The sequence below is a fragment of the Bradyrhizobium sp. USDA 4354 genome (genome assembly GCF_054060315.1).
Genome location: NZ_JBSSDC010000001.1, coordinates 7721151 through 7746647, shown reverse-complemented (window position 1 = coordinate 7746647; position 25497 = coordinate 7721151). Strand labels below are relative to the sequence as shown.

General features: G+C 64.0%; 23 protein-coding genes and 1 tRNA gene. 14 read left to right on the top strand and 10 right to left on the bottom strand.

Annotated features, from left to right (window positions below; all coding sequences use genetic code 11):
* Positions 1 to 7: 7 nt before the first annotated feature.
* Complete coding sequence (locus ACVIIV_RS35930; RefSeq protein ID WP_456748424.1) at positions 8 to 2899, bottom strand: TonB-dependent receptor domain-containing protein; 2892 nt, start codon at positions 2897 to 2899, stop codon at positions 8 to 10.
* 28 nt (positions 2900 to 2927) lie between these two features.
* Between ACVIIV_RS35930 and ACVIIV_RS35925 the strand changes: the two genes are divergently transcribed.
* Together ACVIIV_RS35925 and mntR are read left to right on the top strand one after the other, a co-directional pair.
* The gene (locus tag ACVIIV_RS35925; RefSeq protein ID WP_456748423.1) at positions 2928 to 3257 is read left to right on the top strand and encodes a hypothetical protein; all 330 of its coding nucleotides are present in this window, start codon (positions 2928 to 2930) and stop codon (positions 3255 to 3257) included.
* Between the two features lie 152 nt (positions 3258 to 3409).
* Positions 3410 to 3886: a manganese-binding transcriptional regulator MntR gene (gene mntR / locus ACVIIV_RS35920; protein ID WP_456748422.1), complete on the top strand. Its 477-nt coding sequence runs from the start codon at positions 3410 to 3412 to the stop codon at positions 3884 to 3886.
* 210 nt (positions 3887 to 4096) lie between these two features.
* Here the strand turns inward: mntR and ACVIIV_RS35915 are convergent, their stop codons facing one another.
* On the bottom strand, positions 4097 to 5110 hold the full coding sequence (locus ACVIIV_RS35915) for a helix-turn-helix domain-containing protein (RefSeq protein WP_456748421.1): 1014 nt from the start codon (positions 5108 to 5110) through the stop codon (positions 4097 to 4099).
* Positions 5111 to 5249: 139 nt separating this feature from the next.
* On the opposite strand from ACVIIV_RS35915, the gene ACVIIV_RS35910 reads away from it, so the two are divergent.
* From ACVIIV_RS35910 to ACVIIV_RS35890, 5 genes are all read left to right on the top strand, one after another.
* Positions 5250 to 5723: a helix-turn-helix transcriptional regulator gene (locus tag ACVIIV_RS35910; RefSeq protein WP_456748420.1), complete on the top strand. Its 474-nt coding sequence runs from the start codon at positions 5250 to 5252 to the stop codon at positions 5721 to 5723.
* A 208-nt stretch (positions 5724 to 5931) separates the two neighbouring features.
* Positions 5932 to 6600 (top strand): hypothetical protein, encoded by a 669-nt coding sequence (locus ACVIIV_RS35905; RefSeq protein ID WP_456748419.1) that lies wholly within the window; start codon positions 5932 to 5934, stop codon positions 6598 to 6600.
* Between the two features lie 121 nt (positions 6601 to 6721).
* Complete coding sequence (locus ACVIIV_RS35900) at positions 6722 to 8152, top strand: DUF1254 domain-containing protein (protein ID WP_456748418.1); 1431 nt, start codon at positions 6722 to 6724, stop codon at positions 8150 to 8152.
* 224 nt (positions 8153 to 8376) lie between these two features.
* Positions 8377 to 9396 carry a SphA family protein gene (locus ACVIIV_RS35895; protein WP_456748417.1) on the top strand — a complete coding sequence of 340 codons (1020 nt, stop codon included), beginning with the start codon at positions 8377 to 8379 and terminating at the stop codon, positions 9394 to 9396.
* Between the two features lie 753 nt (positions 9397 to 10149).
* Positions 10150 to 11307, top strand: a complete 1158-nt coding sequence (locus tag ACVIIV_RS35890) for an MBL fold metallo-hydrolase (RefSeq protein ID WP_456748416.1) — start codon at positions 10150 to 10152, stop codon at positions 11305 to 11307.
* A 951-nt stretch (positions 11308 to 12258) separates the two neighbouring features.
* Here ACVIIV_RS35890 and ACVIIV_RS35885 read toward each other — a convergent pair.
* Both ACVIIV_RS35885 and ACVIIV_RS35880 read right to left on the bottom strand, forming a co-directional pair.
* Positions 12259 to 12334: transfer RNA gene (locus ACVIIV_RS35885), tRNA-Ile, on the bottom strand.
* 336 nt (positions 12335 to 12670) lie between these two features.
* Entirely contained in the window at positions 12671 to 13645 is a 975-nt protein-coding gene (locus ACVIIV_RS35880) for a Bug family tripartite tricarboxylate transporter substrate binding protein (protein ID WP_456748415.1), read from the bottom strand.
* 107 nt (positions 13646 to 13752) lie between these two features.
* Here ACVIIV_RS35880 and ACVIIV_RS35875 point away from each other — a divergent pair, with 107 nt between their 5' ends.
* Positions 13753 to 14715, top strand: a complete 963-nt coding sequence (locus ACVIIV_RS35875; RefSeq protein ID WP_456748414.1) for a TAXI family TRAP transporter solute-binding subunit — start codon at positions 13753 to 13755, stop codon at positions 14713 to 14715.
* A 156-nt stretch (positions 14716 to 14871) separates the two neighbouring features.
* Here ACVIIV_RS35875 and ACVIIV_RS35870 read toward each other — a convergent pair whose 3' ends face one another.
* The 3 genes from ACVIIV_RS35870 to ACVIIV_RS35860 all read right to left on the bottom strand — a co-directional run bounded on the left by ACVIIV_RS35870 (position 14872) and on the right by ACVIIV_RS35860 (position 17369).
* On the bottom strand, positions 14872 to 16089 hold the full coding sequence (locus tag ACVIIV_RS35870; protein WP_456748413.1) for an ABC transporter substrate-binding protein: 1218 nt from the start codon (positions 16087 to 16089) through the stop codon (positions 14872 to 14874).
* Positions 16090 to 16188: 99 nt separating this feature from the next.
* Entirely contained in the window at positions 16189 to 17082 is an 894-nt protein-coding gene (locus tag ACVIIV_RS35865) for a substrate-binding domain-containing protein (protein WP_456748412.1), read from the bottom strand.
* Positions 17083 to 17144: 62 nt separating this feature from the next.
* Positions 17145 to 17369, bottom strand: coding sequence for a hypothetical protein (locus tag ACVIIV_RS35860; RefSeq protein WP_456748411.1), 225 nt, complete (start codon positions 17367 to 17369; stop codon positions 17145 to 17147).
* On the opposite strand from ACVIIV_RS35860, the gene ACVIIV_RS35855 reads away from it, so the two are divergent.
* Genes ACVIIV_RS35855 through ACVIIV_RS35845 form a run of 3 tightly spaced genes read left to right on the top strand, consistent with a single transcriptional unit; the run spans position 17368 to position 21316 of the window.
* Positions 17368 to 18195, top strand: coding sequence for a substrate-binding domain-containing protein (locus ACVIIV_RS35855; RefSeq protein WP_456748410.1), 828 nt, complete (start codon positions 17368 to 17370; stop codon positions 18193 to 18195). The two genes, ACVIIV_RS35860 and ACVIIV_RS35855, sit on opposite strands and share 2 nt — an antisense overlap.
* Positions 18196 to 18249: 54 nt before the next feature.
* Complete coding sequence (locus tag ACVIIV_RS35850) at positions 18250 to 19353, top strand: molybdopterin-binding protein (RefSeq protein ID WP_456748409.1); 1104 nt, start codon at positions 18250 to 18252, stop codon at positions 19351 to 19353.
* A gap of 13 nt (positions 19354 to 19366) precedes the next feature.
* Positions 19367 to 21316, top strand: coding sequence for a molybdopterin biosynthesis protein (locus ACVIIV_RS35845; RefSeq protein ID WP_456748408.1), 1950 nt, complete (start codon positions 19367 to 19369; stop codon positions 21314 to 21316).
* A 19-nt stretch (positions 21317 to 21335) separates the two neighbouring features.
* Here the strand turns inward: ACVIIV_RS35845 and ACVIIV_RS35840 are convergent, their stop codons facing one another.
* The 3 genes from ACVIIV_RS35840 to ACVIIV_RS35830 form a co-directional block, all read right to left on the bottom strand.
* Positions 21336 to 21566, bottom strand: a complete 231-nt coding sequence (locus ACVIIV_RS35840) for a hypothetical protein (protein WP_456748407.1) — start codon at positions 21564 to 21566, stop codon at positions 21336 to 21338.
* A 79-nt stretch (positions 21567 to 21645) separates the two neighbouring features.
* A complete protein-coding gene (gene mobA, locus ACVIIV_RS35835; RefSeq protein ID WP_456748406.1) occupies positions 21646 to 22275 on the bottom strand; it encodes a molybdenum cofactor guanylyltransferase MobA in 630 nt (209 codons plus the stop codon).
* 7 nt (positions 22276 to 22282) lie between these two features.
* Positions 22283 to 23173, bottom strand: a complete 891-nt coding sequence (locus ACVIIV_RS35830) for a formate dehydrogenase accessory sulfurtransferase FdhD (RefSeq protein ID WP_456748405.1) — start codon at positions 23171 to 23173, stop codon at positions 22283 to 22285.
* Between the two features lie 210 nt (positions 23174 to 23383).
* Between ACVIIV_RS35830 and mobB the strand changes: the two genes are divergently transcribed.
* The 3 genes from mobB to ACVIIV_RS35815 are packed head-to-tail and all read left to right on the top strand — an operon-like array spanning position 23384 to position 25456.
* Positions 23384 to 23911 carry a molybdopterin-guanine dinucleotide biosynthesis protein B gene (gene mobB / locus ACVIIV_RS35825; RefSeq protein WP_456748404.1) on the top strand — a complete coding sequence of 176 codons (528 nt, stop codon included), beginning with the start codon at positions 23384 to 23386 and terminating at the stop codon, positions 23909 to 23911.
* Positions 23912 to 23920: 9 nt separating this feature from the next.
* Positions 23921 to 25177: a molybdopterin molybdotransferase MoeA gene (locus ACVIIV_RS35820; protein WP_456748403.1), complete on the top strand. Its 1257-nt coding sequence runs from the start codon at positions 23921 to 23923 to the stop codon at positions 25175 to 25177.
* A 45-nt stretch (positions 25178 to 25222) separates the two neighbouring features.
* Positions 25223 to 25456 (top strand): sulfurtransferase TusA family protein, encoded by a 234-nt coding sequence (locus tag ACVIIV_RS35815; RefSeq protein WP_183710984.1) that lies wholly within the window; start codon positions 25223 to 25225, stop codon positions 25454 to 25456.
* Positions 25457 to 25497 lie beyond the last annotated feature (41 nt).

Genomic DNA, 25497 nt, shown 5'->3' with positions numbered 1-25497 from the left:
CTTCGCCCTAATCCCTTTCGATCGTCGTTCCGAACTTGTAGTTCACGCCGACGCGGACGGTGTCGGTCCGGACCCGGGCGTCGGAATCGAACGATGTCGCCATGCCGGCGGCCATGTTCGGCGTGGCGCGGAATGAGCCGAGATCGGCGTGGAGATACTCGATCCGTCCGGTCCAGTTGCCGAACAGCCGGCTTTCCAGTCCGGCGCCCACGGCCCAGCCGAAGCGGAAGGTAGCGACGTTGAAGGGCGTCGTCGTCGCAGCACCGGTCGTGGTGAAGCCCGACACCGTTCCCGACGAGGTCACGGTCCCGAACGGCACGCCGGCCGTGACATAGGCGAGGGTCGCAGGCATGACCGCGACGCCGACCCGGCCGCGCAACGAGGCCATCCAGTCGAGCCGATAGGTCATGCTGGCGGTCATCGGAGCATCGAGCGGGAGCAGCGCTGCATTGCAGGCCGCTGTCGGGCACGTGGTCGACGACTGGCCGTGCTGGTTGGCGTAAATGAAATCGCCTTCGACGCCTGCTACCATGCGCCCCATCGTCCAGTTGTAACCGGCCTGGACGCCGAGGCCCGCATGATCGAGCGCGGCGCGCGGACGGTCGCCGTCGAGCGGCGTCTGGCTCGCATTGTCGATGAAGCCGGCATAGGTTTTGGCAGTGCCCCATGAATATCCGACGTTACCGCCGGCATAGAACCCGCTCCAGTCCCACGACGCGTGGGACGGCGCTTTGTGGAAGATCGACGGCGTGTCTTGTTCGCGCACGGCGCCAATTCGCGTATTCGCCGGCGCGTCCGCCCCGTATTTGACGTTGAGGAACGCCTTGAAGGTCCGGCCCGGCTGCAGGATCTCGTCCTTGTGAAACTGCACGGAGTTGCGGATGTCCGCATTGAGAAGATTGTCGCCGATCAGGCCGGTTGCCAGTTCCACCGCGCCCCAGGGCGAATCCATCCAGCGCTGCCGGTGCTCGATCTGGAGCTTGAGCAGATTGTAGCCGTCGGTCGGCGTGTCGAATTGCGCGAAATCGTTCTGCCTGAAGGCGTGCAGCAGGTTCAGCCGCGCATACCAGGCGTCGCTGCGCCAGTACACGCCGCCGCCGAGCCGCATCGGCGGGATGCGCGGCACGTTGCTGCCGTCGGTGAAGGTGGCGCGCACCATATCGAACTGGCCTTCCAGTCCGAAGGTGCCGGCGGAGAGCGGCGCCACATCCCATTGCCACGACAATTCGCCGCCGCGGAAGATGGCGTCGCGCTGGGAGTAGGCGACCTGGATGTAGTCGCCGGTGCCGCCGGCCACGCAGGTCGCAAACGTCGCCCCGCAGAAATTGCCGGTCGCCTGACCGAAGATGAACTTGTCGTAGCGGGTGTAATAGAGGCTGGCATCGAACCTGACATCGCCGCGGGTCCGCTTCAGGCCGATCTCGGCGGTGTTGGCGGTCTCGAGCGTCAGGTCGGGATTGCCGATCTTGAAGGTTTTTTCCGAGTCGTCGGGACCGCTCGCGAACAGTTCGAGCGCGCGCGGCGCGCGCTGGATCCGTTGCAACGTCAGGCTCGCCTGCAGATACGACGGCAGGTCCTTGATGACCCCGAGGCTCAGGCTCGTCGGCAGGAAGTCCGAGCGGGACGGTGAGCTGCTCGGCAGGTTCGGCGGCGGCAGGTAGCTCGATGGAAATTCGAACGAGGTGCCGGCAACGTCGACGGACTCGATGCGGGCGGCGAACTGGGTTCGCAGCGTATCGGTGTGCTGCAACTCCTCGAAGACGTATCCGGCGGCCGTCGTGGTCTGCGCCGGTAGCAGGATGGCCTGGCCGATCGTGTCGAGGCGCTGGTATGCGCCCTGCACGCCGACGATGCTGGTCAGTGCGCCGAGCGGCGTCGCTACGGGCCGGCTTTCCACTTCGACTTTGCCTTCGGTCTGGCGGTTCTTGAACGTCGCACCGATGGTCTGGAAGTTTCCGAAAGCGGTCTGGTTGAGATCGACCTCGTCGTGCCGGTAATCCGAGTAACCGAGCCAGTAGCGAACGGCCGCGATGGCCATTGCGTCCGGACGATACTCGCCCTTGCTCATGATCTTGGTTTGCTCGAGATCGTTGTGCTGCTGGCTCTCCGCCGACGCGATGCCCGGGACATGGTAATCGCTGGTGAAGCGGGAGATCGACAGGCCGGCATATCCGCCGTCGAACAGATAGGAGCCGCCGATCGCGGCGCCCGCGCTCTGCATCGCCGAGTTCGGCTGTCGCCCGTTGAAGGCCGGCGCCGGGGTGGGTGGAGCGAGATAGGGGTAGCTTGGGATGCGATAGTCCTGGGCGCCGCGGCCATAGACGTCGGCGTGCACGGCGGCGTTGCCGGCGCCGGCGTCGAGCAACAGGCCGCTCTCCCAGCCGCTGTCGACCGAGGTGACGGCAGACCGCAACTCCGCGGCCATTCCGCCGATTGGTGCAGCAATGGGAATCCGGTTGTTGGTGACGTCGACGATGCCGCCGACCGCCTGCGAGCCGAAGCGCAGGGCGCCCGGCCCGCGAAACACCTCGGTTTTCTGTAGCGCCAGTGGATCGAGCGGAACGCCATGATCCTGCGCGATGTCGGAGACGTCGACGCTGCCGATGCCGTTTTCCTGGATCCTGACCTTGGCGTCGGACAGGCCGCGCAGAACAGGGCGCGATGACTGGGTTGACAGGCCAGCCGAGGTCGCTCCGGGGGCGGTGAAGAACAGATTTCCGAAGCTCGGGCTCGCGCTCGCCTGAATCTGGTCGCCGGTCAGCGCCGATGGCGCGAAGGACGGGGCGGCGGATGCGACCGCGGGCGGCGTCGGCGCGGGGCGCGATGCGGCTGGCCGGCCCGTCGGCTCGTTGCGAGTGGTGCGGCGTGTCGCCCTTGGCTGCCGGCCCTCGACCGTCACCTGGGGAATTTCGATTTCTGCCGCACTGTTGGCCTGTGCCGGCGATGATGGCGCGGGCGGTGACGGCTGCGTCGCAGTGCCGGGAGAGGGGGAAACGGACGTCGCGGAGGTCGGCGCGGGAACTGTGGACGGCCGCGCGCTCGATGCATCCGGCGCGGCGGGCGGCTCGGACCGGGCTGCGGGTGACCCGGGCGGGCTGTCGATCGAGGAAGGTGTGGCCTGCTGGGCTGCCGCGATCCCGTTCAAGCAGATCAAGGCGACCGACGTCGTACCCAACAGGGTTCGACGAGCAACGCAAACACGCATCCCCAATCTCCAACACGCTTTCAACGGGCTTAGCAAAGACACCAACATGTAGCTAAAGCTACAATTGCGAGGCATCGGCTACGATGTCAAGGCGGGGCTGTTGCAATTGCGAAGCTGTTGCAGGAAGGCGACAGGATAAATCGCCAGCTTGCAATGTCCTGCCAGGGAGCCCATGGTCCGTCTGCCATGAATGCGGATTCTCCCATGAGCCGGAAGGCTTCACCTGCTCGCAAGGTCTCGCTGCATGCCCTCCCGACGGAACAGGCGCAGGCGCGACGCTTTGGGAAGGCCCGTACCGCGCGGTCGACGGCGATCCTGGAGGACTATGTCGAGTTGATCGCCGATCTGATCGAGTCGACGGGTGAGGCACGTGCCACCGACATCGCGCGACGACTAGGGGTGTCGCATCCCACCGCGATCAATACGATCGCGCGGCTGAAGCGCGAGGATCTTGCTACGGCGCGCCCCTACCGGGGCATTTTCCTGACCGAGAAGGGCGAAGCGCTCGCAAGACGAGTGCGCGCGCGCCACCGTCTTGTTCTCGAAGTGCTGCTCGCGCTCGGCGTGCCAAGGGAGGCCGCCGAAGCGGATGCCGAAGGCATCGAGCACCATGTCTCGGAAGCGACCCTCAAGGCCTTCTCGGATTTCCTCAAGGGATCGCGGATCAAGAAGGCGAGCTGAGAGAGTCCTCTTGCCGCAAGATATTTGCGTGGCTGCGGCTCGCCATGGATGCAGCTCTAGCAGCCGTCCGCTTCGCCGCCGTTGGCGGGCAGCCGCTCGAGCGTGAAACGGGTTTGCCTGGATCCCATCGTGACGCAACTGCTCATCAATCCCGATCGTCCGAAGGCACGCAAGCTCTTGCGGATCGTCGCCCGCGAGAGAAGCTGAGGCTCAACTTCCCCCGTTTCCCCGGCTGTCCCGAAATTCTCGCGGGGTGAGTCCGGAGATTCGACGAAAGGCACGAGTAAAGTGGGCAGGGTCGGCATAGCCCGATGAGAATGCCACGTCGATGATCTTGATCTTGTTCTCGGTATCGCTCAGGAGCTTTATCGCATTGTTGAAGCGGACCTGCTCCAGCAGGCTCGAGTATGTCAGTCCAGCCAGCGAAAGCTTCCTCTGCAGGCTCCGAATGCTCAGTCCTACCATCTCGGCCGCCTCGACGATCGCAGGGCCTCCTTGGTCAAGGTACGATGGCAGGGTCAACTTGAGTACGCTGACAACGTCGTTGCCGAAAGGGTGCCGCTCGGTCTCGGGCAAATTCGACGGGACGACATCTGTGAGATTGGGATGGCTCAAGAACTGCAGCGGCACCTCGATCCATGAGGCCTTCTGACCTGACATGAAGCGGGTATTCGGCCAATGTGATTGAACTTCAATGCTTGGCGTATAGTTTGCTTCAAACGCGATGACTTTCGGAGTCCAGTTCGCGCCAGCGAATTGACGGACAATGTGCACAACGAAAATGTTCTGCAGCCATTGGGACATCTCAAGATCGGGGATGCCTTTCGTTCCCATGAGCGTGCTGCAGATTCTTACGCCTTCACCGTTCGACTCTAGCCATAGTCGGAGATTTGTATCTTCGACGGGAGCCCACTTGCGCATGTGCTGAAGCGCCACCAGCAGGGTAGGCGAATGCCGGATTCGGGCCCGCATGTCCTCGCTCAAATGATCGAATGAGAGTTTTTGGGCTGCTCGAAAGGCGAGCTCTGACAAGCCTTGCCTTTCCTGCGCGGCCCTCGCGAACCGAACGGCCGGCAGCAGCGGCACGTAGTGATCCGCTTTTTCTTCCAACGAGGTAGGTAGCCGAAACTTGGCGAGAAGCGACGCGGTAGGGCCGCCTATCTCTGAATGGATCTCGGCGAATGGGATGAGAAATTGACAACGGGTCAACGGAATGACGGTCATAACTGCCTGCCTAACAAGTTTGCCGCGATCCCAGACTAGCAGGCTGCCACCCCTCTTGCTCTATTTCATGGTCACGTCATGCCTGGGAATAGACTGAAGGCGCCCGACCAACTCGATTTGGCGAACATTCTGGCGGCGGATGGCCAGATTGGCCCCCGAAATGCCTGTAGCCTCGAAGGTTGGTTTTCTCTTGAGGGAGCATGGGCTTCGCGCCTCAGACGAACCGATGAGAGCTGTCCGTTTGCCTTCATCCCGGGCGGTCCGCGCCGTCATGGTCGCGTTGCTGCGACACGGTGACGCAACTCTCGATAGTACTGCCCGCGCCCTCAAGATCAGCTCGCGCACGTTGCAGCGTCATCTAGGTCGCCTGGGCACAAGTCATAGCGAAATGCTCGCGGAGGTTCGCTTGAACATCGCGTGCCGCCTGCTCGCGGACTCAAGCAAGCCCTTGTCGGACATCGCCAAATCCCTCGGCTACACCAACGCAAGCAGCTTCAGCCGCTCTTTCGCGCGTTTGATGAAAATTCAACCCATCGTTTATAGGCGGCAGCAACTTGCCCATAAGCATGATCTGGCGCGCCCTCGCAGCCGACTTCAGGCGATTGGCCCCTGAGCTATTCCCGACGATTGGCGCGAAATGGCAAGACGCGCAATCTGAATTGGCGCGAAATGCTTAGCGACGTTGCTTACCAGGATTGCCGGACTCTGAAGGAGCCACCTGCTTATTTGACGAAGCGAGGACGATGCGTGGGGCGTTTTTTCGAAAGCCATGCGAGCCGGCCGAAAAGAAAAACAACCCGCTTTCGAGGGAGAGAACAACCATGACACTTCGCGCTGCTCTGATCGCATTTTGCGCCGGCGGATTGCTGGTGTGCCCCCAGAATCTTTCTGCTCAATCGGCATCTGAACATAAACCGCACATGCCGCTTGAGAAATCCATCGGCCAGGCAAAGCCGGAAGTCGTACCGTCCCTCTTCGTCCTCAATTCGCGCGGTGCGAGCCTGAACGACGGAAAGCTTGTGCTGACGGGAGTTGCACCGAATGCGATCGTGTTTGCCGACCGACCTGTTCGGGCGGCCGGTCACGATCTCACGGCGCGTATTGTCGAGGATTGGGGCAATGGCAGCGACAATTTCGCCAAAGATCCTCCAAACGCCACCGTGTCGGGTTTCAAGAAGGACGGTTCTTCGGTGCTCGACGCCGTCGTCGTATTGAAATCGCCCAGACTTGAGGGCGACAGGCTGACTTTCGACGTCGATATCCTGGAAGGCGATCTTGCGGGAGCTGATGGGCCGGCATCGGTCTTCATCGACATCATTGGACGGCCGTTCACGCCGCTGTCATTTGCCGGCGTCGCCCGCCGAACGGCTTGGCGGGGTGCCTTCTACCGAGGCGCTGCCGTTGCGGGTGCGGCAGCCGTGGCCGGAGCTGCGGCCTATCCGTATTACGCGCCCCGGTGCGGATACTATCCTTATCCGCCTTGCTATTGAGCAGCGCCGACTGGCGGCACCGTAGCCGCCGCTCCGCGCAATTCATCCTGACTGCCTCGTCCCGCAGGGCTTGAGCCTCACATCTACTCGTCATTGTATTCGTATCAGGAAGGAGATAGCGATGAACATCACCCGTCGATCCCTTGCATTTGGTGGAATGGGGCTGCTGGCAGGAGCTGCCGCAACACGATCGGCCCTTGCCCAGGATTCATTCGTCGGGGTGGGGCAAGGCCTGGAGGATTTCTGGCTCGCCAGCGACGCCTACATATTCGGCTACCCCTTGGTGACGATGGAGATGACCCGCCGGATCATCACCAACGTCGCCGAGCCCGTGGGCACACGCGGCCCGATGGGCCAGATCATCAAGTTGCGCCAGTATCCCGACGCCTCGTTCAGGGATGTCACCGCGCCGAACGCGGACACGCTGTACACGACTTCCTTCTTCGATGTCGGGAAAGAACCGTGGGTCCTGAGCATCCCGGACATGAAGGGGCGCTACTTCCTGATGCCGATGCTGGACGGCTGGACCACGGTGTTTCAGGTGCCTGGCAAGCGCACCACCGGCACCGGTGCGCAAACCTACGCGATCACGGGGCCCGGGTGGAAAGGCACGCTGCCGGCCGGTGTGAAGGAGTACAAATCGCCCACCAACATCGTGTGGCTGCTCGGCCGCATCTATTGCACCGGCACGCCGGAGGACTACGCCGCCGTCCACAAGCTGCAGGATGAGTGCAAGCTCGTACCGCTCAGTGCTTACGGCAAGCCGTACACGCCGCCTGCGGGAAAAGTCGATCCGTCGATCGACATGAAGACGGCTGTCCGCGAGCAGGTCAACCGCATGGACGCGGTGTCGTATTTCAAGCTGCTGTGCGAGCTCATGAAGACCAATCCGCCATACGCAGCCGACGCGCCTCAGCTTGCCAAATTTGCCCGCATTGGCATCGTTTCCGGACAGGATTTTGATGAGAGCAAGCTGAAGGCGGACTTCCTGAAGCGCGTGCCTGAGGTGTCGTTCGACAGGATCATGCTCCAGTTCAAGATCAACAAGGCCATCAAGGACGAGAATGGCTTTGCTTTTACGACGAAAACCGGCATCTATGGCACCGACTATCTGATGCGGGCTTTGGTGACCGCGATCGGACTCGGCGCCAACCGTCCGCAGGACGCGGTCTATCCGACCTCGCAAAAGGACGCCGATGGCCACAAGTACAATGGCGCGAACAAATACGTCATGCGGTTTCCCAAGGGGCATCTGCCTCCTGCGGAAGGATTTTGGTCGCTTACGATGTACGACAGCGGCTACTTCTTTGTGAAGAATCCGCTCAACCGCTACTCGATCAGCGCTCGTGAAGATTTGAAGGAGAATCCGGACGGCTCAACCGATCTCTACATCCAGAAGGATTCTCCGGGCAAGGACAAGGAGTCCAACTGGCTCCCCGCGCCTTCGGGAGATTTCATACTGATGTTGCGCATGTATTGGCCGCAGGAAACGGACCCGTCGATCATCAACGGCACATGGACGGTTCCTGCCGCCAGGAAGGTCGAGGCTTGAGAAGTTGGACCCATGCCGGGGCCACAGCGCCGGCATGAGTCCAAGTGTTCCGGATTTGCGCTGTACCGCGCGAGATGAACGATCATTGTGGGCAGCAAAGGTTCGTTCCTCGAAAATGCAGGGGGGGGGGGGTGATGTGCCGCGTTGATCTTCGAACAAGGGGACAGCCCATTCGACGAATCGAGACAAAGCGACGTATCTGTTTCCCGGTCAGACATGCGGCCATGGCGATGGTGATCGTGATGGCATCAATCTCGGCGGCAACTGTCCATGCCGACGAAGGTGGAGTTTCATACTGGCTTCCCGGCCGCTTCAGCAGCCTTGCGGCGACTCCTCAGGTCCCCGGCTGGTCGATGGCGGAAGTTTACTATCACACCAGCGTAAGTGCTTTCGGCAATGCAGCGGCAGCCAGGGAAATCCACGTCGGCAGAATCCCTGCAACAGTGAACGTCGACCTGAACCTGCGGCTGAATGCGCAGGCGGATCTCGTCCTCCTCAACCCCACTTACACGTTCGCAACGCCGGTGCTTGGCGGACAACTCGCCATCGGCGTGACCGGACTGTTCGGACGCTCGAGCGCAGATCTTGCCGGAACGCTGACAACGGCAATCGGCCCGCTGGCGGTAACGCGCACCGGCGGCTTCGGCGATTCGATCACATCGGTTGGCGACCTCTACCCGCTGGCAACGCTCAAGTGGAACGCCGGCGTGCACAACTTCATGACTTACGTAACGGGAGACATTCCGGTCGGGGCTTACAGTCCAACCCGCCTCGCCAATCTCGGCATCGGTCACGCCGCCATCGACGCCGGTGGCGGCTACACGTATTTCAATCCGCAGGCCGGCCACGAGTTTTCGGCTGTCGCAGGCGTCACCTATAATTTCAAGAACCAGGACACCCAGTACCAGAACGGCATCGACCTCCACGTGGATTGGGGTGCCTCCCAGTTTCTATCAAAGCAGGCTTTCATCGGTCTTGTGGGTTATGCCTATCAGCAGATCACCGATGACTTCGGCCAGCACCCCGCCTTGGGCGGCTTTCGGTCCCGGGTATTGGCGGTCGGACCGCAAATCGGCTTTCTGTTTCCCGTAGGCGACATGCAGGGCTATCTGAACCTTAAAGGGTACGGGGAGTTCGCCGCAGAGAATCGGCCGCCCGGCTGGAATACGTGGCTGACGTTTTCGGTCTCGCCGATGGCGCCGACCAGCACCGTGACGCCAACGCGCCGAATAACCACGAAATAGCGGCGCTGGGGCAGCAGCAGCCACTATTGCCAGTCGCGCCATCGATCAGTCAGCATGACTTCGCGGGCGGCCCGTCTTGCTGAGCAGGAAAAGGCTCGCCTTGCGATGGCTCGATTCGATCGCGAGCCTCGCCCATCACAAACGCCAAGAGAAGGTGGGAGTGAAACGACGCTTACCGTTCAAGCGCAATTTGCACGGTTGTGAAAACAGGTTGCAAATCCTGACGGCTCACTGGAGAAGTTACTCAAGAGGCCGGCTTGGTCTCCGGTCAGTTGGACCTCTTCACTAGGCCGTGTGCCTATAAAGCGATGAAGGTTGCGTCCGCTTCCTCCCGTTGGCGACCAAGCTCGTGCGGCGGCGCAAATATGCCGCGAAGGGCCAAGAGAAGGGCCAAGAGAAGGGCCAAGAGCTGACGTGGCGCCGATTGCTACCGGTGAGGAAATGCCATCGCGAGATTTCGGCAGTCATGCTGTCTTGTAATGGATCCGGATCCGAAGGAAGTTCTCATTGTTTTGTCATGCACTCGTGGGTTTGCGCGTGTCTCGCGCGGCAGACTGAAGGTGTGTCGCCCGCCCGTGCGGTCATAGCGGCGGCGATCTCGCACACGAACATTGACCGCACAGAACTTGCCCTTTTTTGCAGACCCCTTCCAACGCGCATGAGGCAGCGGGCCGGCGCGAATGCACGGGCTCCGTTGCAGTCCGTCAGCGGCCGCCTGTAGGCCGTCAACGCTAACCGATGGAGGATGGCGTCATGCTGATCGACAACACAGACATATCCATGCCTCGATCCATGCATCGACGGGATGTTGTTTGCGGAGGTGGTGCTGCCGTCTTCAGCGCGATCGTTGCCTCGCTGCTCGGCGGTGCGAGGCCGGCGCGGGCCGAGCCGATTTCTGGTCCCGTGCCCGAGGTCGACCGTGTTGCGGTGCGCGTCGTCATCGACAGCTATCAGATCGCGGTGGCGCCCAGCACGAAGACCGGTAACGTCGATATTCAGCGGTTTGGGTGGGGCATCGGTGGTGGCAAACCGCCGCGCAAGACGCTGATCAGCGAGTTTGGTCTTTCAATGCACGTCGAATCCCAACTCGGAAACGACCGACGCCAAATTCTGGTAGATTTCGGCTTCACGCCGGAAGCGCTCGACAACAACATTGAATTATTGGGAATCGACCCTGCGGCGATTGACGCCCTCGTCCTGAGTCATGGTCATTACGATCATTTCGGTGGGTTGGTCGGCTTCATGAAGCAAAACAGCGGCAAGCTGAAAACGAGGCTTCCATTCTATGTTGGCGGCGAGGATTGCTTCTGCTCGCGCGAGTGGACGGCGCCACCGGTGCGGGGAGACTTCGGCGCGCTCGACCGCAAGGCACTGAACGATGCCAACGTGACCGTCACCTACGCCGAGGGACCGGCGCTGGTCGCCGACCACGGGTTTACGAGCGGCCAAATCCGGCTGACCAGCTTCGAGAAATTGCTGTCCCCAAGCGCAATGAAGGTCGGCGTCGAACAGGGATTTGGCTGCTATCCCCAGCGGGTCTCGGCAGAGGATCGCGCCAAGGGTGTCGTCCCCGACGAATTCCGTCACGAGATCGCAACCACTTTCAATCTGAAAGGACGCGGGCTGGTGGTGCTGACGTCGTGCAGCCACCGCGGCGTCGTGAATGCAGTCAAGCAGGCTCAGGTGGCCTCAGGGGTGAAAAAGGTTCATGCGGTAATGGGCGGATTCCATCTCGCGCCGTACAAGGAGGACTATGTGCGGGAAACGATCACGTCACTCAAGGAGATCGACCCCGATTACGTCATTCCGATGCACTGCACGGGAGAACCCTTCTGGGAGATCGCCAGAACCGAGATGCCGTCCAAGCTGCTCCGGGCCTATACCGGCACACGCTTCGTCTTTGAGGCGTGAGTCGCGCGAATACTGCACTCGCAGCGACTCCGCCGGCTCACCGCCTGCTTTTCTTCAGGGGTGGACGGCAACATACGGAACAAGGGGTGCAGTCCAGCACTGTCACCGTATCTTCACCGATGCTTTCCGCTCTTCACCTGGATATTCCCTATCGCAGCGGACAATTGTAAGTCGTGACGATATAGATTCCACGACGCATCCGCTTCGAAGCAACGATTTCGCAACTTGATCCGACGTGGCGGAGCCATTCCGAAGCTCCGGCGTCCTGAGTCAGGTTATCGCTCGGGTTCGAGACGAGGTAAGCGTCGTTCTCTATACCTGCCATCCCCCAGCTTTCCCAATCCAGCATAACCGAGTCCCTGTCCGCGAACCCTCGCAGTGCGTCGCTGTGAGTGAGAGACCAAGTCAGAAACCGAAGTTCATCCTTCGCCGGCGGCACTGCCCAGAATGTTCCGCCGATCAGCGTGAGCATGACCACCAGCGAGACTACGATCGAACGGGCTCGGGGTGATTTCCTCTCAACTCCTGCCCAGATGCAGAGGCCGAGGCCAACTAATGCCACCGCGGGCAAGTAGACTGAGATGACAAGCAGAAACGTGCCAAAGTTCTTACTGTCCCACGCAAGGGGAGTCGCAGTCGTAACCGTGGCAATAGCTGCAACAAGGGGTAGCCACCGGAGCCTACGAGCCTCTTTCTCCGGGGCTTGAGCAAAGGTGGTCATGGTCGCAAATTTATCGAAAAGGTCCTTGGAGTTGCAAGCACGAACTGCTTCGACCGTCAGTCCGGGGCGGCTGCCTTCGCATGCTTACTTTGATGTGTGGCGTTGGCCTGCTTAGCCGAACTCGCTGCAGAAGTCCGTCGTCGCTTCCGCTGCGCGCCAGCAATGCCGGACACACTTCGCCCTTCGGGCCCCTGCTTGGCTGCGCCATGCGTAGCCCGAAGGGCGAAGGCTGGTGGGCCCGGCAGGACTCGAACCTGCAACCAGACCGTTATGAGCGGCCGGCTCTAACCATTGAGCTACAGGCCCCGCCGCGAGGCGGCCGCGGCTAAGCGCGGCCGGCAACGGTGCGCGGTTCGTTTACAGGGCCTGAGGCGGGGGTGCAATGCTGGCTCTGGCGGATGGGAACGCCGGCACGGCATCATGGGTCATTTTGAATACCCGAAATTTGCGATGATGCCTGTATAACCCTGTTTTGCCCGACGAAGCAAACCGCCTTTTCGCAGGTTTTTTCGAGGTGGGCCGTAACCCATTGAAATAACTGGCCTCGTCTACTGTGCATGGGGTTGTTTTCGCAACTTTGTTTGAGGGGGCCTGTTGGCCCCCTCAAATGCGGTGCGGCCGGGCTCGGCGGCGGAGCGCCGCCTAGTCCACCGACGCCCCGGCGAACTCGACCACCTTGCGCCACTTCTCGGTTTCATCCGCGACCAGCTTGCCGAACTCGGCGGGCGTCATCGGCTTGGGGATGCCGCCGGTCTCGGCAAGACGGGCGATCAGCTTCGGATCCTTCAGCGCTTCGCCGACCGCCTTGTTGAGGATCTCGATCACCTCGGGCGGGGTGCCCTTCGGCGCGGAGATGCCGTAGAAGCCGACCGATTCGAAGCCCGGCACGGTCTCGGCGATCGCGGGCACGTCGGGCACGCTCGGCCAGCGCTGCGGCGAGGTCACGCCAAGCGCGCGGACGTTGCCGCCTTTCACCTGCTCCATGGCCGAGGGCAGATTGTCGAAGATCAGCTGCACCTTGTTGGAGATGATGTCGGGGAAGGCGATGGCCGAGCCGCGATAGGGCACGTGCACCATGTCGCACTTCGTCATCACCTTGAACAGCTCGGCCGACATGTGCACCGAGGTGCCGTTGCCGGACGAGGCAAAGGAGATCTTGCCCGGGTTGGCCTTGCAATAGTCGATGAACTCCTGAACCGTCTTCGGCGGAAACGCGTTGGAGACGACCAGCATGTTGGTGAGCTGCATGATGCTGGCCACCGGCACGGTGTCACGCAAAAAGTCGAACGGCAGCTTCTTGTAGAGCGAGGTCGAGATCGCGTTGTTGGGCGCGACGAACAGCAGCGTGTAGCCGTCCGGCGGCGAATTGATCGCGGCGGCGGCGGCGATGTTGCCGCCGGAGCCGGTGCGGTTTTCGACGATGAATTGCTGGCCGAGACGATCCGACAGCCACTGCGCCATGATCCGCGCCACGATATCGACCGGGCCGCCGGCGGAAAAGCCGATCAGCCAGTGCACGGGACGGTCGGGGTAGCCGGCGGCGGCGGGAGAGGTGGCGCTGAAAAGACCTAAGAGGACTGCGAGCCCGAAAACACGCTGACGCAAAATTCGCAACATGACACCTCCCATTGTTCTATTGTCGTTGGCTGCATGCTTTCACAAAATCGGGTCGCTGCCTACATCGTCTCCGAGCCGGTGTTGACGCAGGTCCGCCAGGAGCGACCATGAGATTCGCGATGATCCTCATCAGTGCGGCGCTGCTCGCAAGCCCCGCCGCCGCCCAAACCGGAGGCACGGCCATTCCGACCACGACACTCAGCCTCGGCACCGCGACACCCGGCGGCGGCTTCCCGCTCTATGGCAACGCCTTCGCCGAGGTGATGAACGCGGCCGATCCGCAAATGTCCATCGTCCCCCGCAACACCAAGGGCAGCAACGAGAACATCCCGCTGCTGGAGAAGGGCGAGCTCGATCTCGCGCTGGTCGCGGGCGAGCCGGCCTATGAGGCCTTTGCCGGCATCGGCCGTGCGAAGGTAGCGCTGAAGATCCTCACCGCGATCTATTCCAATCCCGGCATGTTCGTGGTGCGCGCCGACAGTCCCTACAAGACGATTGCCGATCTCGTCGGCCAGCCCGTCGCGTTCGGCGCCAAAGGCTCCGGCCTGCCGATCCTGGCGCGCTATGTGCTGGACGGACTCGGCTTGAAGCAGGACGAGGACTTCAAGGCCGTCTATCTCGATCGCGCCGGCGACGGCCCGGCGATGGTCGAGGACGGCCGCGTCGCTGCGCTCTGGGGCGCCGGCATCGGCTGGCCCGGTTTTGCCGCAGTGGCCTCGAGCGCATCAGGCGCGCGCTTCATCGCGCCAAGCACGGAAGAGATCACCCGCATCCGCGCCAAGCATGCGTTCCTGAAGCCGCTCACCGTGCCGGCCGGCTCCTATCCGAAGCAGATCGAGCCGATCGCCTCGCTCGGCTCCTGGAGCTTTGTGCTGACGCGCGAGGATCTGCCTGACGATGTCGCCTATCGGCTCGCAAAGACGCTGCACGGCGTCGAGGCGACGTTCTGCAAGAGGCTCGCGCAGGCCTGCGAGACCACGGCCGCGAACACGGTCGCGGCCGCGCCGAAGCCGGAGCTGATCCATCCCGGCGTGATGAAGTATTTTCGCGAGATCGGCGTGGTGAAATGACACCGCAGTCTCGTGTCCCGGATGCTGCGCAGCGCGCCGCGCTTGCGGCGTGATGCGCTACTGATCCGGGGCCCAGCGTGCACGGGCGGAGTTGTGGGTCCCGGCTCTGCGCAGCGGCACTTCGCGCCGCAGCGCGTCCGGGACACAGAGATCGAGTCACTTCTTCACCAGCGAACACGCCGGGTCCGGCGGACCGAACGCCTTGTCGCCGGAGATGGTCGTGAGGATCTTGTAATAGTCCCACGGATATTTGCTCTCCTCCGGCGTCTTCACCTGCACCAGCCAGAGGTCGTGCACCATCAGATTGTCCTCGCGCAGTTTGCCGTTGCGCGCGAAGAAATCCTCGATCGGCTTCTCCCGCATCTTGGCCGCGACCTTGAGCGGATCGTCGGTGCCGGTCTCCTTGATGGCGTTGAGATAGTGCATCACGCTGGAATAGACGCCGGCCTGCCACATCGACGGCATCTTGTTCATCTTGGTGAAATAGCGCTTCGACCATTCGCGCGTCTTGTCGTCCATGTCCCAGTAGAACGACGTGGTCAGGAGCAGGCCTTGCGCGGCCTGCAGGCCGAGGCCGTGGATGTCGGTGATCAGCGCCAGCAGCGCCGCCATCTGCTGGCCGCCCTTGAACACGCCGAACTCGGCGCCGGTCTTGATCTCGTTCATGTTGTTGGGGGGACCGGCGGCGATGCCGATGATCTTGGCCTTGGAGGCCTGCGCCTGCAGCACGAAGGAGGAGAGGTCGGGCGTTGCCAGCGGCGGCCGCACCGAGCCCAGCACCTTGCCGCCATTGGCGGTGACGACGGCGGAGGCATCGCGCTCCAGCGAATGGCCGAAGGCGTAATCGTCGGTGATGAAGAACCAGCTGTCGCCGCCGCGCTTGACCACGGCATCCGCGGTGCCGACCGCGAGCGCGCGGGTGTCGAACACCCATTGGATCGCGTAAGGCGAGCAGAACTTGCCGTGGAAGTCCGCGGTGCCGGTGGAGTGGGTGATGAACAGCCGCTTCTTCTCGTTGGCGATGTTCTGCACCGCGAGTCCGACCGCCGAGACCGGCACGTCGACGATCAGATCGACCTGGTCGACGTCGTACCAGCGCCGCGCGATGGCGCCGCCGACATCGGCCTTGAGCTGGTGGTCGCCGATCACGACGCTGATCGGCTTGCCGAGCACGGTGCCGCCGAAATCGTCGATCGCCATCTGCGCCGCCGTCACCGAGCCTTGTCCGGTCGGCGCGGAGGCGGGGCCGTTCATGTCGGTGAGCACGCCGATCTTGACGGCGTCGTCGGAAACCTGCGCCATTGCCGTGGTCGGCAGCAAGAGCATCGCGACAAAGGCGGCCGCGACCGGCCGTCCAAATCTGATTGGATTCACGCTTGTCCTCCCGTGAGCCGGCTCGTTGGCCGGTGTTGCGTCCGGGTATGCCCGGCTGAATTGGTTTCTTTTGCAACTATTTGGGGGCGGGCGTCAACGTCAGGCCGCGAAGCGGATCAGTCCTGCGGGCGAGGGATCGTAGCCGGTCAGCTCCTCGGCTCGCTGGCGCAGCCGCCGTTCGTTCAGGAAGCGGAGCAAGGCCTGCATGCCAGGGCGGAAATAGCTGCGCTGCCGCATCGCAAGATCGAAGTTCTCCCAGACCAGCGGCAGGAAATCGAGACCGGCCGAGCGTGCCGCGGCGCGCGTCGCGACGCCGCAATCGGCCTGGCCGGCGCGGACCAGTTCGGCAAGATCCGGGCCGGTCAGCGCCGGCGTCTCGATGCGGCGCAAATCCCGCGTCGAGGCGCCCGCGCGCTTCAGGAGCACGTCGAGCAGCATTTGCGCACCCGTGCCCTGTTGTCGCATCGCCATCCGGGCGCCAGTTGCGAGCACGTCGGTCAGGCCGTGCAGGTGCTTGGGATTGCCGTGTGGCAGCACCAGGCCCGCTTCGCGGCGTACGAACGCGACCAGCACCGCATCGTGCAGGTCGGGAGCTGCCCGCACGGCTTCGACACTGGCATCGCTGGCGAGATTGTCGGAGGCGTCCAGGGCGTGGAAGTGCACCGCCGCAGCCATCACCTCGTTGCGCTGCAAGCGCTCGAGCCCGCGCGCGCTGCCCTCGCTCATCGATCCGAGCCCTGAGCCGGATTCGCGCAAGCTCCAATCCAACAGTTCGTCCTGGCTACCGCCGACGACCGGCGGTGGCTCGGTGCTCAACATGCCGGCCGGACGCGCGAGGCCCGACAGGACCCAGAGGTCGAGTTCGTGCCGCGGGAAGAGCCATTTCCCCGTCACCTTGCTGCAGGGGATCGCACCGGTGGTGACGAGTTCGTAAAGCTTGCGTTCGCCGAGCCGAAGGTAATCGGCGGCTTCGCTGGTCGTCAGGAATTCCATCCTGCATTCCTATGCAAATTCTTGCTTCTTTTTGACGTCCGACGCAGGTGGAATTCTGCATTTCAGATTTTGGTCCGCGGGAACCATGCCCGATCATCTCGCTGCTTTGCAACACATCCGCACGCGCGATTTCTGCTTTGGTGAACGATCCTGAAGAGATCGCTCGCGCGGCGCGCCTCGGCGGCGTTGCCGAAATTTCCCGGCTGGGCAGCGTGAAAACGCGTCACGAGTGCGGCGCAATCGATCATCATCATGATCGCGTCACAGCTAAGGGGAACCCCGGTCATGGGCCGCCTGTCCGTTGCATTTGCGCTTCTCTGCGGCCTTGCCGCGGGCGTTGCGGCATCGTCCGCGGAGGAGCGCGGCATCGTCCTCGCCTCGACGACGGCGACGCAGGAGTCCGGCCTGCTCGACTATCTGCTGCCGATCTTCCGCGAGAAGACCGGCGTCGCCGTAACCGTGATCGCACGGCGCGCCGACGAAGTGCTCGATGGGGCGCGACGGGGCGAGGTCGACGTCGTGCTGATGCACGCGCGGCCTCAGGAGGAGAAATTCGTCGCCGACGGTTTTGGCGTGAAGCGCTACGACGTGATGTACACCGACTATGTGCTGATCGGGCCGAAGAGCGATCCCGCGGGCGTGAAAGGCAAGGACATCGCGACGGCGCTGAAGGCGATCGAAGCCAAGGGCGCGCCGTTCGTGACGCGTGGCGATCGGTCGGGCACCCACGCCGCGGAGCTCGCGCTCTGGATCGTCGCCGGCATCGACATCGCCGGCGCCAAGGGCGCCTGGTATCGCGAGGCCGGGCCGGGCATGGCCTCGGCGCTCGACGCCGCGCGCGCCGCGAATGCCTATGTGCTGTCGGATCGCGGGAGCTGGATCGCCTTCAGGGATCGCGGCGATCTCGACATCGTCGTCGAAGGCGACAGGCGGCTGCTCAACCAGTATGGCGTGATGCTGGTGAATCCTGCGAAGTTCCCGAACGTGAAGAAGGACCTCGCGCAGAACTTCATCGACTGGCTGACGTCGCCGGAGGGGCAGACGGCGATCGCCGGCTACAAGGTCGACGGGCAGCAGCTGTTCTTTCCCAATTCGGACAGGTCGGGCGGCTGAGGCCGGCATCGTCGGCGGTTGCCAAACCGGCCGATGCATGGTCCATCATGGCGCATGACCCAGCGCCTGCCGTCCTCGCTCACGCCGCTCGACACCGCGCTCGCATTGTTGCGAGGCGTTGATCCCGTCGCGCCGGTGGAGGTGCCGCTGGCGGACGCGATCGGCTGCATCGCGGCGGGCACTCCGCTGCTTGCCGCCTATCCTTCGCGCGACATCGCGGCCGCAGACGGTTGGGCGCTATCGGCAAATGATCTCGTCGGTGCGTCCGCTTACGCGCCGCTGCCTTTGGTAGAAGTGCCGGCGTGGGTCGAGGCCGGTGACGCGATGCCGGCGGGATGCGACTGTGTGCTCGATGCCGACGCGGTGGAGGTGTCGGGGCCGCTTGCCCAGGTGCTGGCGGAGGGCGTGCCCGGACAGGGCGTCCGGCGCGCCGGCAGCGACATCGTGGAACGAACGCCTGCCGGCGCCGAGGGCCATCCCGTCGGTGCGGCCGATCTGCTGCTCGCGCGCGTCGCGGGCCTGGAGCAAATCGGCGTGCGGCGGCCGCGGATGCACATCGTGAACGTGCCGGGCGCAACGGCAACGATGCATCTGATCGCCGGGATCGCGCGCGCAGCGGGATTGGACGTAGAAACGCGTCAAGCTCGTGCACGCGATGAAGCGTCGGTTGCCGATGTGCTCGATGCGTCCTCTTGCGATGTTCTGCTGACCATCGGCGGTAGCGGCGTCGGCCGCCAGGATACTGCCATCGCGGCCCTGGCCCAGCGCGGCGAGGTGATGGCGCACGGCCTTGCGCTCCAGCCCGGACGCACCGCCGCGATCGGGCGGGTGGGACGAGTTCCCGTGGTCGCGTTGCCCGGGTCGCCCGACCAAGCGTTTGCGGCGTGGCTCGCGCTCGTGCTGCCGCTCGTCGACCGTTTGTCGGCGCGCCGGCCGCGCCTGAAAGTGTCCCTGCCGCTCGCGCGAAAAATCGCATCCAGTGTCGGCATCACTGAGATGGCTTTGCTGGCCGAGGAACATCGTGCCTGGCTGCCGCTTGCCGTGGGCGAATGGCCGCTTCAGGCAATCGCCCGTGCGGACGCATGGCTGCTCATTCCCGCCAGTCACGAGGGATTTGCGGCAGGTACGCCGGTCGATGCGCATCTGATGCGGGAGTGATATGGGTCCTGGCATGACGATGATCCCGAAATCACCAGACCGCAGCGCGCTCGAACAGGAGCAGTTCCTCAAGATCCTCTCGCGCGAGGAGGCCCTGGCGCGCTTCGAGGCGGCCTTGTTCCCGCGCGCGCCTGGAAGCGAATTGCGCAAGCTCGCTGCTGCGCTCGGCGCGGCGCTCGCCGAAGACATCACCGCACCGATCGACGTGCCGCCGTTCGACCGCTCCAATGTCGACGGCTTTGCCGTGCGCTCTGCCGACCTTGCGACGGCCGGCGAGGGCGCGCCCGTGCGCCTCGCGCTCAATGGCGAGACCATTCATTGCGGCACGGCGCCGACGCTGCAGGTGGCGGCCCGGACCGCGACGCCGATTGCCACCGGCGGTCCGCTGCCGCGCGGCGCCGATGCCGTGGTCATGGTCGAGCACACCCAGCCGGCCGGCCTCGATGCGATCGAAGTCCGTCGCGCCGCCTCACCGGGGCAATTCGTCTCGTACGCCGGATCCGACATCGCGCGCGGCGAGGCGCTGCTGCGCGCCGGCACCATCATCGGCTCGCGCGAGATCGGCATGCTGGCGGCTTGCGGCATTGCCGAGGTGCGTGTCGCGCGCAGGCCGCGGGTTGCCGTGATCTCCACCGGCGACGAGCTGGTTCAGCCCGGCCGGCCGCTCGGGCCTGCCGAGATCTACGATACCAACGGCGCCATCGTCACGGCCGCGGTCGACGAGAACGGCGGCGAGGCGGTCTTCCTCGGTGCCATTCCCGATGATGAAGCCAGGCTCGAAGCCGCGATGCGGCGCGCGCTTGAAGACGCCGACATGCTGGTGCTGTCGGGCGGCACGTCGAAAGGCGCGGGCGATCTCTCCCATCGCATCATCGGCCGACTCGGCGCGCCCGGCATCATTGCGCATGGCGTTGCGCTCAAGCCCGGCAAGCCGCTGTGCCTTGCGGTGTGCGACGGCAAGCCGGTGGTGATCCTGCCGGGCTTTCCAACCTCGGCGATGTTTACCTTCCACGACTTGATCGTGCCGGTGCTGCGCAGGATGGCCGGCCTGCCGCCGCGCTCCGATGCCAAGGTGAACGCGACCGTGCCGGTGCGCATCGCCTCCGAGCTCGGCCGCACCGAATTCGTGATGGTCTCGCTGGTCCAGGGCAGGGATGGCCTGATCGCCTATCCCTCCGGCAAGGGCTCTGGTGCGATCACGTCGTTTGCGCAGGCCGACGGTTTTCTGCGCATCGACGCACTCGCCGACCAGATGTCGGCCGGGACTAAGGCCGAAGTGACGTTGTTCACGCCGCATGTGCGCGTACCCGATCTCGTCATTGTCGGCAGCCATTGCACCGGCCTCGACCGCGTCACCGCAGCGCTCGCGCATGCCGGCCTGACCGTGCGTTCCATTTCGGTCGGCAGCCTGGGCGGCCTCGCAGCGGCCAAGCGTGGCGAGTGCGACCTCGCGCCGATCCATCTGTTCGACGATCGAAGCGAGACCTACAACACGACCTATCTCGTCGAGGGGCTCGAGCTCGTCCCCGGCTGGCGGCGGATGCAGGGCATTGTCTTTCGCAAGGGCGACACGCGCTTCGAGGGCCTGAACGCGAAGGAGGCGGTCGCTGCCGCGCTCGCGGACCCCACCTGCATCATGGTCAACCGCAACCAGGGCGCCGGCACGCGCATCCTGATCGACCGGCTGCTCGGCGGCGTGCGGCCGGAAGGTTATTGGAACCAGCCGCGTTCGCACAACGCGGTTGCGGCGGCCGTGGCGCAGCATCGGGCCGACTGGGGCATGACGATTGCGCCGGTCGCCGATGCGGCCAGCCTTGGTTTCATTCCGCTGGCGGAAGAGCATTATGACTTCGCGCTGGTGACGGCGCGCAAGGACCGGCCGGCAGTGCAGGCCTTTCTCGACGCGCTCGGCTCGGACGAGGCGCGTGCGGCGCTGAAGCGAGCAGGCTTCCGCCCCGCGTAGATACCAGCTGGGTCTATGGCTACGATGTCTGGTCGATGCCGCTGGCGGCCTGATCGGACTGGTCGCGCTTGCGCTCCCGTTCCTCGGCTTCGGCCAGCACACGCCGCGCGGCGGTCGGCAGCGGCTTTGGGTCCGGCGGGACCTCGACGATGTCAGGCTTGCTTAGCTGTTTCGTGCGATCGATCGTGTCCGAGACATCGAACGCGAGATCGACGACATCGAATATGACGTCCAAGAGAGAGTTGGCCATGGCTCATCCGGGGCAACGTCCGGCTATTGGTCGTTCCCTTGCTCGGTCCGGTTCATGGCCAGGAGCTCAATGCACCGCCTTAGGACGCGTCATCCAGCGCTGCCAGCCGTTCGGCCTCGGCGATATCCTCGACCGTGTTGGCATTGAAGAACGGATCGAGCGGTTCGGTTGACCACGTCACCGTTGCGAGCGGATAGCGCGCGGTCCAGCGGTCGATCTTGCGGAGGTCTTCGACCACCAGCGCGTGGCGGAGCTCCTCGCGCAAGGCGACGCGCCACAGCCCGATCACCGGATGCGACTGGTCGCCTGACGCAGCGACCGCAAGCTGTGCGTTCTCACGCGCGCGTGCGTCATGCAGCCGTGCGACGAGATCGCGCGGCAGGAACGGGCAGTCGCCGGCGGCGCTGAGCACCCATTCGATCTCCGGCCGGTTCGCCGCGGTCCAGTCGAGCGCGGCGAGGATGCCGGCGAGCGGGCCGGGAAAGCCGGGCACGTCGTCGGCGACGACTTGCAAGCCGAACCCAGCAAAGCGAGCGGGGTCGCCGTTTGCGTTGAGAATCAGCCCGTTGCACTGGGGCGAAAGGCGCGCGATCACGCGCTGCAAAATGGTGCGCCCGCCGATGGTGCGCATCGGCTTGTCGCCGCCGCCCATGCGCCGTGCGAGCCCGCCGGCGAGCAGCACGCCAAGAGTCGACGGAACACTTGTCATCGGAGTCCTAGTCGTCACCACCTTCGCCCTTGCGCTTGTGCTTGGCCGACTCCTCCTCGACGTAAGCGAGGTTCTGGTCGTAGACGATGCGCTCCTCGCCCGCAAGCGCGATGAAACGCTTGCCGCGGGTGCGGCCGACCAGCGTCAGCCCGACCTGCCTTGCGAGATCGACGCCCCAGGCGGTGAAGCCGGAGCGCGACACCAGGATCGGAATGCCCATGCGGACGGTCTTGATCACCATCTCCGAGGTGAGACGTCCGGTGGTGTAGAGGATCTTGTCGGAGGGATCGACCCCGTGGCGGTATATCCAGCCTGCGATCTTGTCGACGGCGTTGTGCCGGCCGACGTCCTCGGTGTAGCAGAGCGGGGTGCCCTCCTTGCACAGTACGCAGCCATGGATCGCGCCGGCCTCGAGGTAGAGCGAGGGCATGGTGTTGATGGTCTGCGTCATCTGATAGAGCCAGGAGGTGCGCAGCTCGGCCTTCGGCAGCGCGACGCTCTCGACTGCCTCCAGGAGGTCGCCGAAGGCGGTGCCCTGCGCGCAGCCCGAGGTCTGCGTGCGCTTCTTCAGCTTGGCCTCGAAATTGGTGTGGTGCTCGGTGCGCACCACGACCACCTGGAGGTCGTCGTCGTATTCGACCTCGGTGACCACGTCGTTATATTTCAGCATGTTCTGGTTCAGCAGGTAGCCGAGCGCCAGATATTCGGGGTAGTCGCCGATCGTCATCATGGTGACGATCTCCTGGGCGTTCAGGTAGAGCGTCAGCGGCCGCTCCATCGGGACCTTGATCTCGACCCTGGCGCCGGTCTGGTCGGTGCCGGTCACGCTCTGGGTCAGGCGCGGGTCGTCCGGATTGGGGACGATCAGGGGCACCGGGGCTTTGTCGATCTTCATCATGGCCCGCGAGGTTAGCATGACATTCGGGTCAAGCCGATATAAGCATGCTCGGGAATGGGCAAAATGCCTCCGCTCGTCATTGCGAGCGGAGCGAAGCAATCCAGAATCTTTCCGCGGCGGCAGTCTGGATTGCTTCGCTTCGCTCGCAATGACGGGGATAGGCCGGCGGGTTCCATCGGCTGGCGAGCCATTGGCGGAGATCGAACGGTTATGAAAGTCATCGGCCTTGCAGGCTGGAGCGGTGCGGGCAAGACAACGTTGTTGACGCGGCTGATCCCGCATTTCAGCGCGCAAGGCCTGCGCGTCTCCGTGATCAAGCATGCGCATCACCAGTTCGACGTCGATGTGCCCGGCAAGGATTCCTGGCGGCATCGCGAGGCCGGCGCGGCCGAGGTGCTGGTGGCCTCGTCGAATCGCTGGGCCTTGATGCATGAATTGCGCGGCGCGGCAGAGCCGCGACTGCCGGAACTATTGAGCAAGCTCTCCGCGGTCGACCTCGTCGTGGTCGAGGGCTTCAAGCGCGAGCCGCATCGCAAGATCGAGGTGCATCGTGCCGCCAACGGCAAACCGCTGCTGTTTCCGGACGATCCAGGGATTGCCGGGATTGCGACCGACACCGCGGTTGAAACCCGGCTGCCGACCGTCCATCTCGATGATATCCCCGCCGTAGCCGCGTTGCTGCTGCGGGCAGCGATGCCGGTCGAGGAAGCGGTGGCAAGAAGCACCGCGATACGCTGACGAGGCACCATGGCGCAACTGTCGGACGATTGCTTTGCCTTCGGCGGACCGATGATGTCGGTCGACGAGGCCGTTCGCCTCATCACGACGCGCGTCAACGCGATTGCCGATCTCGAGACTGTGGCGCTGGTCGATGCCGACGGGCGCGTGCTCGCGCGCGATCTGGCCGCACCTTTGCCGCTGCCGCCCTTCACCAACTCCGCGGTCGACGGTTACGCCGTGCGCAACGCCGACCTTCTGGCAAGCGCAGAGCAGGCGTTCCCGCTCGACGGTCGCATCCAGGCCGGCGGCGTTGCGCAAGCGCCAATCAAGCCCGGTCACACCGCGCGCATCTTCACCGGCGCGCCGATGCCGCCGGATGCAGGGACCGTCTTCATGCAGGAGGACGTCCGCATCGATGAGTCCGGCAAGATCGTGTTGCCGCCGGGCCTGAAGCCCGGCGCCAATGTCCGTCCCGCAGGCGAGGACATCCCGCAAGGTCACGTCGCGCTCCGCGGCGGCCAGCGCTTGCGGCCGCAGCATGTCGCCCTTGCCGCCGCGTTCGGCCTGACGCACCTCGACGTCGTCAGGCGCATCCGTGTCGCCGTGTTCTCGACCGGCGACGAGCTGGCCTCGCCCGGCGAGCCGCGCGCCGCCTCGCAGCTGTTCGATTCCAACCGCTTCATGCTGATGGCGATGCTGCGGCGGCTCGGCTGCGAGGTCAGCGATCTCGGCATTCTGCGCGATGAGCGAACGTCGCTTGCAAACGGCTTGAAGCAGGTTGCAGGTCACCATGACCTGATCCTCACCACCGGCGGCGTCTCGACTGGAGAGGAGGATCATGTCAAGGCGGCGGTGGAGAGCATCGGCTCGCTGGTGCTGTGGCGGATGGCGATCAAGCCCGGCCGTCCCGTGGCGATGGGCATCATTGACGGCGTGCCGCTGATTGGATTGCCCGGCAATCCCGTCGCGAGCTTCGTGACGTTTGTCCATGTGGTGCGACCGACGGCGTTGGCGCTGGCGGGGGGCCTGCCGGAGCCGCTGACGCCCATCCCGCTGCGGGCGGCGTTCACTTACAAGAAGAAGGCAGGCCGGCGCGAATATGTGCGCGCCTCGCTGCGGCGCGCACAGGACGGCGGGCTCGAGGCGATCAAATTCCCGCGCGAAGGGGCCGGGCTGCTGTCCTCGCTGGTCGACACCGACGGCCTCGTCGAACTCGGCGAGGACATTACGAATGTCGAGCCGGGCCAGGACGTGGGCTTCCTGTCCTACGCCGATCTGCTCTAGAGGCCTTCCGTTGACGCCATCGCTTCGTCCCGCCATGTTGCGGCCATGACCAGAACGACGCTCGATCTCACCGGGCTGAAATGCCCGCTGCCCGCCCTCAAGACGCGCAAGGCGCTCAAGCCTTTGCGGCCGGGTGATCAACTCGAGGTTCACTGCACCGATCCCTTGTCGGTGATTGACATTCCGAACCTGATTCGCGAGACCGGCGACAAGGTCGAGATCACCGAGCGCAACGAGGCGCGCATCGTGTTCCTGGTCGAGAAGAGCGACGCCCCTTAGAAAGGCGAATGTTCACGGCGGCGACGTTTGACTATGCTGCG

Coding starts and splice junctions, on each gene's coding strand:
- mntR (WP_456748422.1), top strand. CDS start 3,410: ATGAGCCGGAAGGCTTCACCTGCTCGCAAGGTCTCGCTGCATGCCCTC.
- ACVIIV_RS35915 (WP_456748421.1), bottom strand. CDS start 5,110: ATGACCGTCATTCCGTTGACCCGTTGTCAATTTCTCATCCCATTCGCC.
- ACVIIV_RS35910 (WP_456748420.1), top strand. CDS start 5,250: ATGGCCAGATTGGCCCCCGAAATGCCTGTAGCCTCGAAGGTTGGTTTT.
- ACVIIV_RS35905 (WP_456748419.1), top strand. CDS start 5,932: ATGACACTTCGCGCTGCTCTGATCGCATTTTGCGCCGGCGGATTGCTG.
- ACVIIV_RS35900 (WP_456748418.1), top strand. CDS start 6,722: ATGAACATCACCCGTCGATCCCTTGCATTTGGTGGAATGGGGCTGCTG.
- ACVIIV_RS35895 (WP_456748417.1), top strand. CDS start 8,377: ATGGCGATGGTGATCGTGATGGCATCAATCTCGGCGGCAACTGTCCAT.
- ACVIIV_RS35890 (WP_456748416.1), top strand. CDS start 10,150: ATGCTGATCGACAACACAGACATATCCATGCCTCGATCCATGCATCGA.
- ACVIIV_RS35880 (WP_456748415.1), bottom strand. CDS start 13,645: ATGTTGCGAATTTTGCGTCAGCGTGTTTTCGGGCTCGCAGTCCTCTTA.
- ACVIIV_RS35875 (WP_456748414.1), top strand. CDS start 13,753: ATGAGATTCGCGATGATCCTCATCAGTGCGGCGCTGCTCGCAAGCCCC.
- ACVIIV_RS35865 (WP_456748412.1), bottom strand. CDS start 17,082: ATGGAATTCCTGACGACCAGCGAAGCCGCCGATTACCTTCGGCTCGGC.
- ACVIIV_RS35855 (WP_456748410.1), top strand. CDS start 17,368: ATGGGCCGCCTGTCCGTTGCATTTGCGCTTCTCTGCGGCCTTGCCGCG.
- ACVIIV_RS35860 (WP_456748411.1), bottom strand. CDS start 17,369: ATGACCGGGGTTCCCCTTAGCTGTGACGCGATCATGATGATGATCGAT.
- ACVIIV_RS35850 (WP_456748409.1), top strand. CDS start 18,250: ATGACCCAGCGCCTGCCGTCCTCGCTCACGCCGCTCGACACCGCGCTC.
- ACVIIV_RS35845 (WP_456748408.1), top strand. CDS start 19,367: ATGACGATGATCCCGAAATCACCAGACCGCAGCGCGCTCGAACAGGAG.
- ACVIIV_RS35840 (WP_456748407.1), bottom strand. CDS start 21,566: ATGGCCAACTCTCTCTTGGACGTCATATTCGATGTCGTCGATCTCGCG.
- mobA (WP_456748406.1), bottom strand. CDS start 22,275: ATGACAAGTGTTCCGTCGACTCTTGGCGTGCTGCTCGCCGGCGGGCTC.
- ACVIIV_RS35830 (WP_456748405.1), bottom strand. CDS start 23,173: ATGATGAAGATCGACAAAGCCCCGGTGCCCCTGATCGTCCCCAATCCG.
- mobB (WP_456748404.1), top strand. CDS start 23,384: ATGAAAGTCATCGGCCTTGCAGGCTGGAGCGGTGCGGGCAAGACAACG.
- ACVIIV_RS35820 (WP_456748403.1), top strand. CDS start 23,921: ATGGCGCAACTGTCGGACGATTGCTTTGCCTTCGGCGGACCGATGATG.
- ACVIIV_RS35815 (WP_183710984.1), top strand. CDS start 25,223: ATGACCAGAACGACGCTCGATCTCACCGGGCTGAAATGCCCGCTGCCC.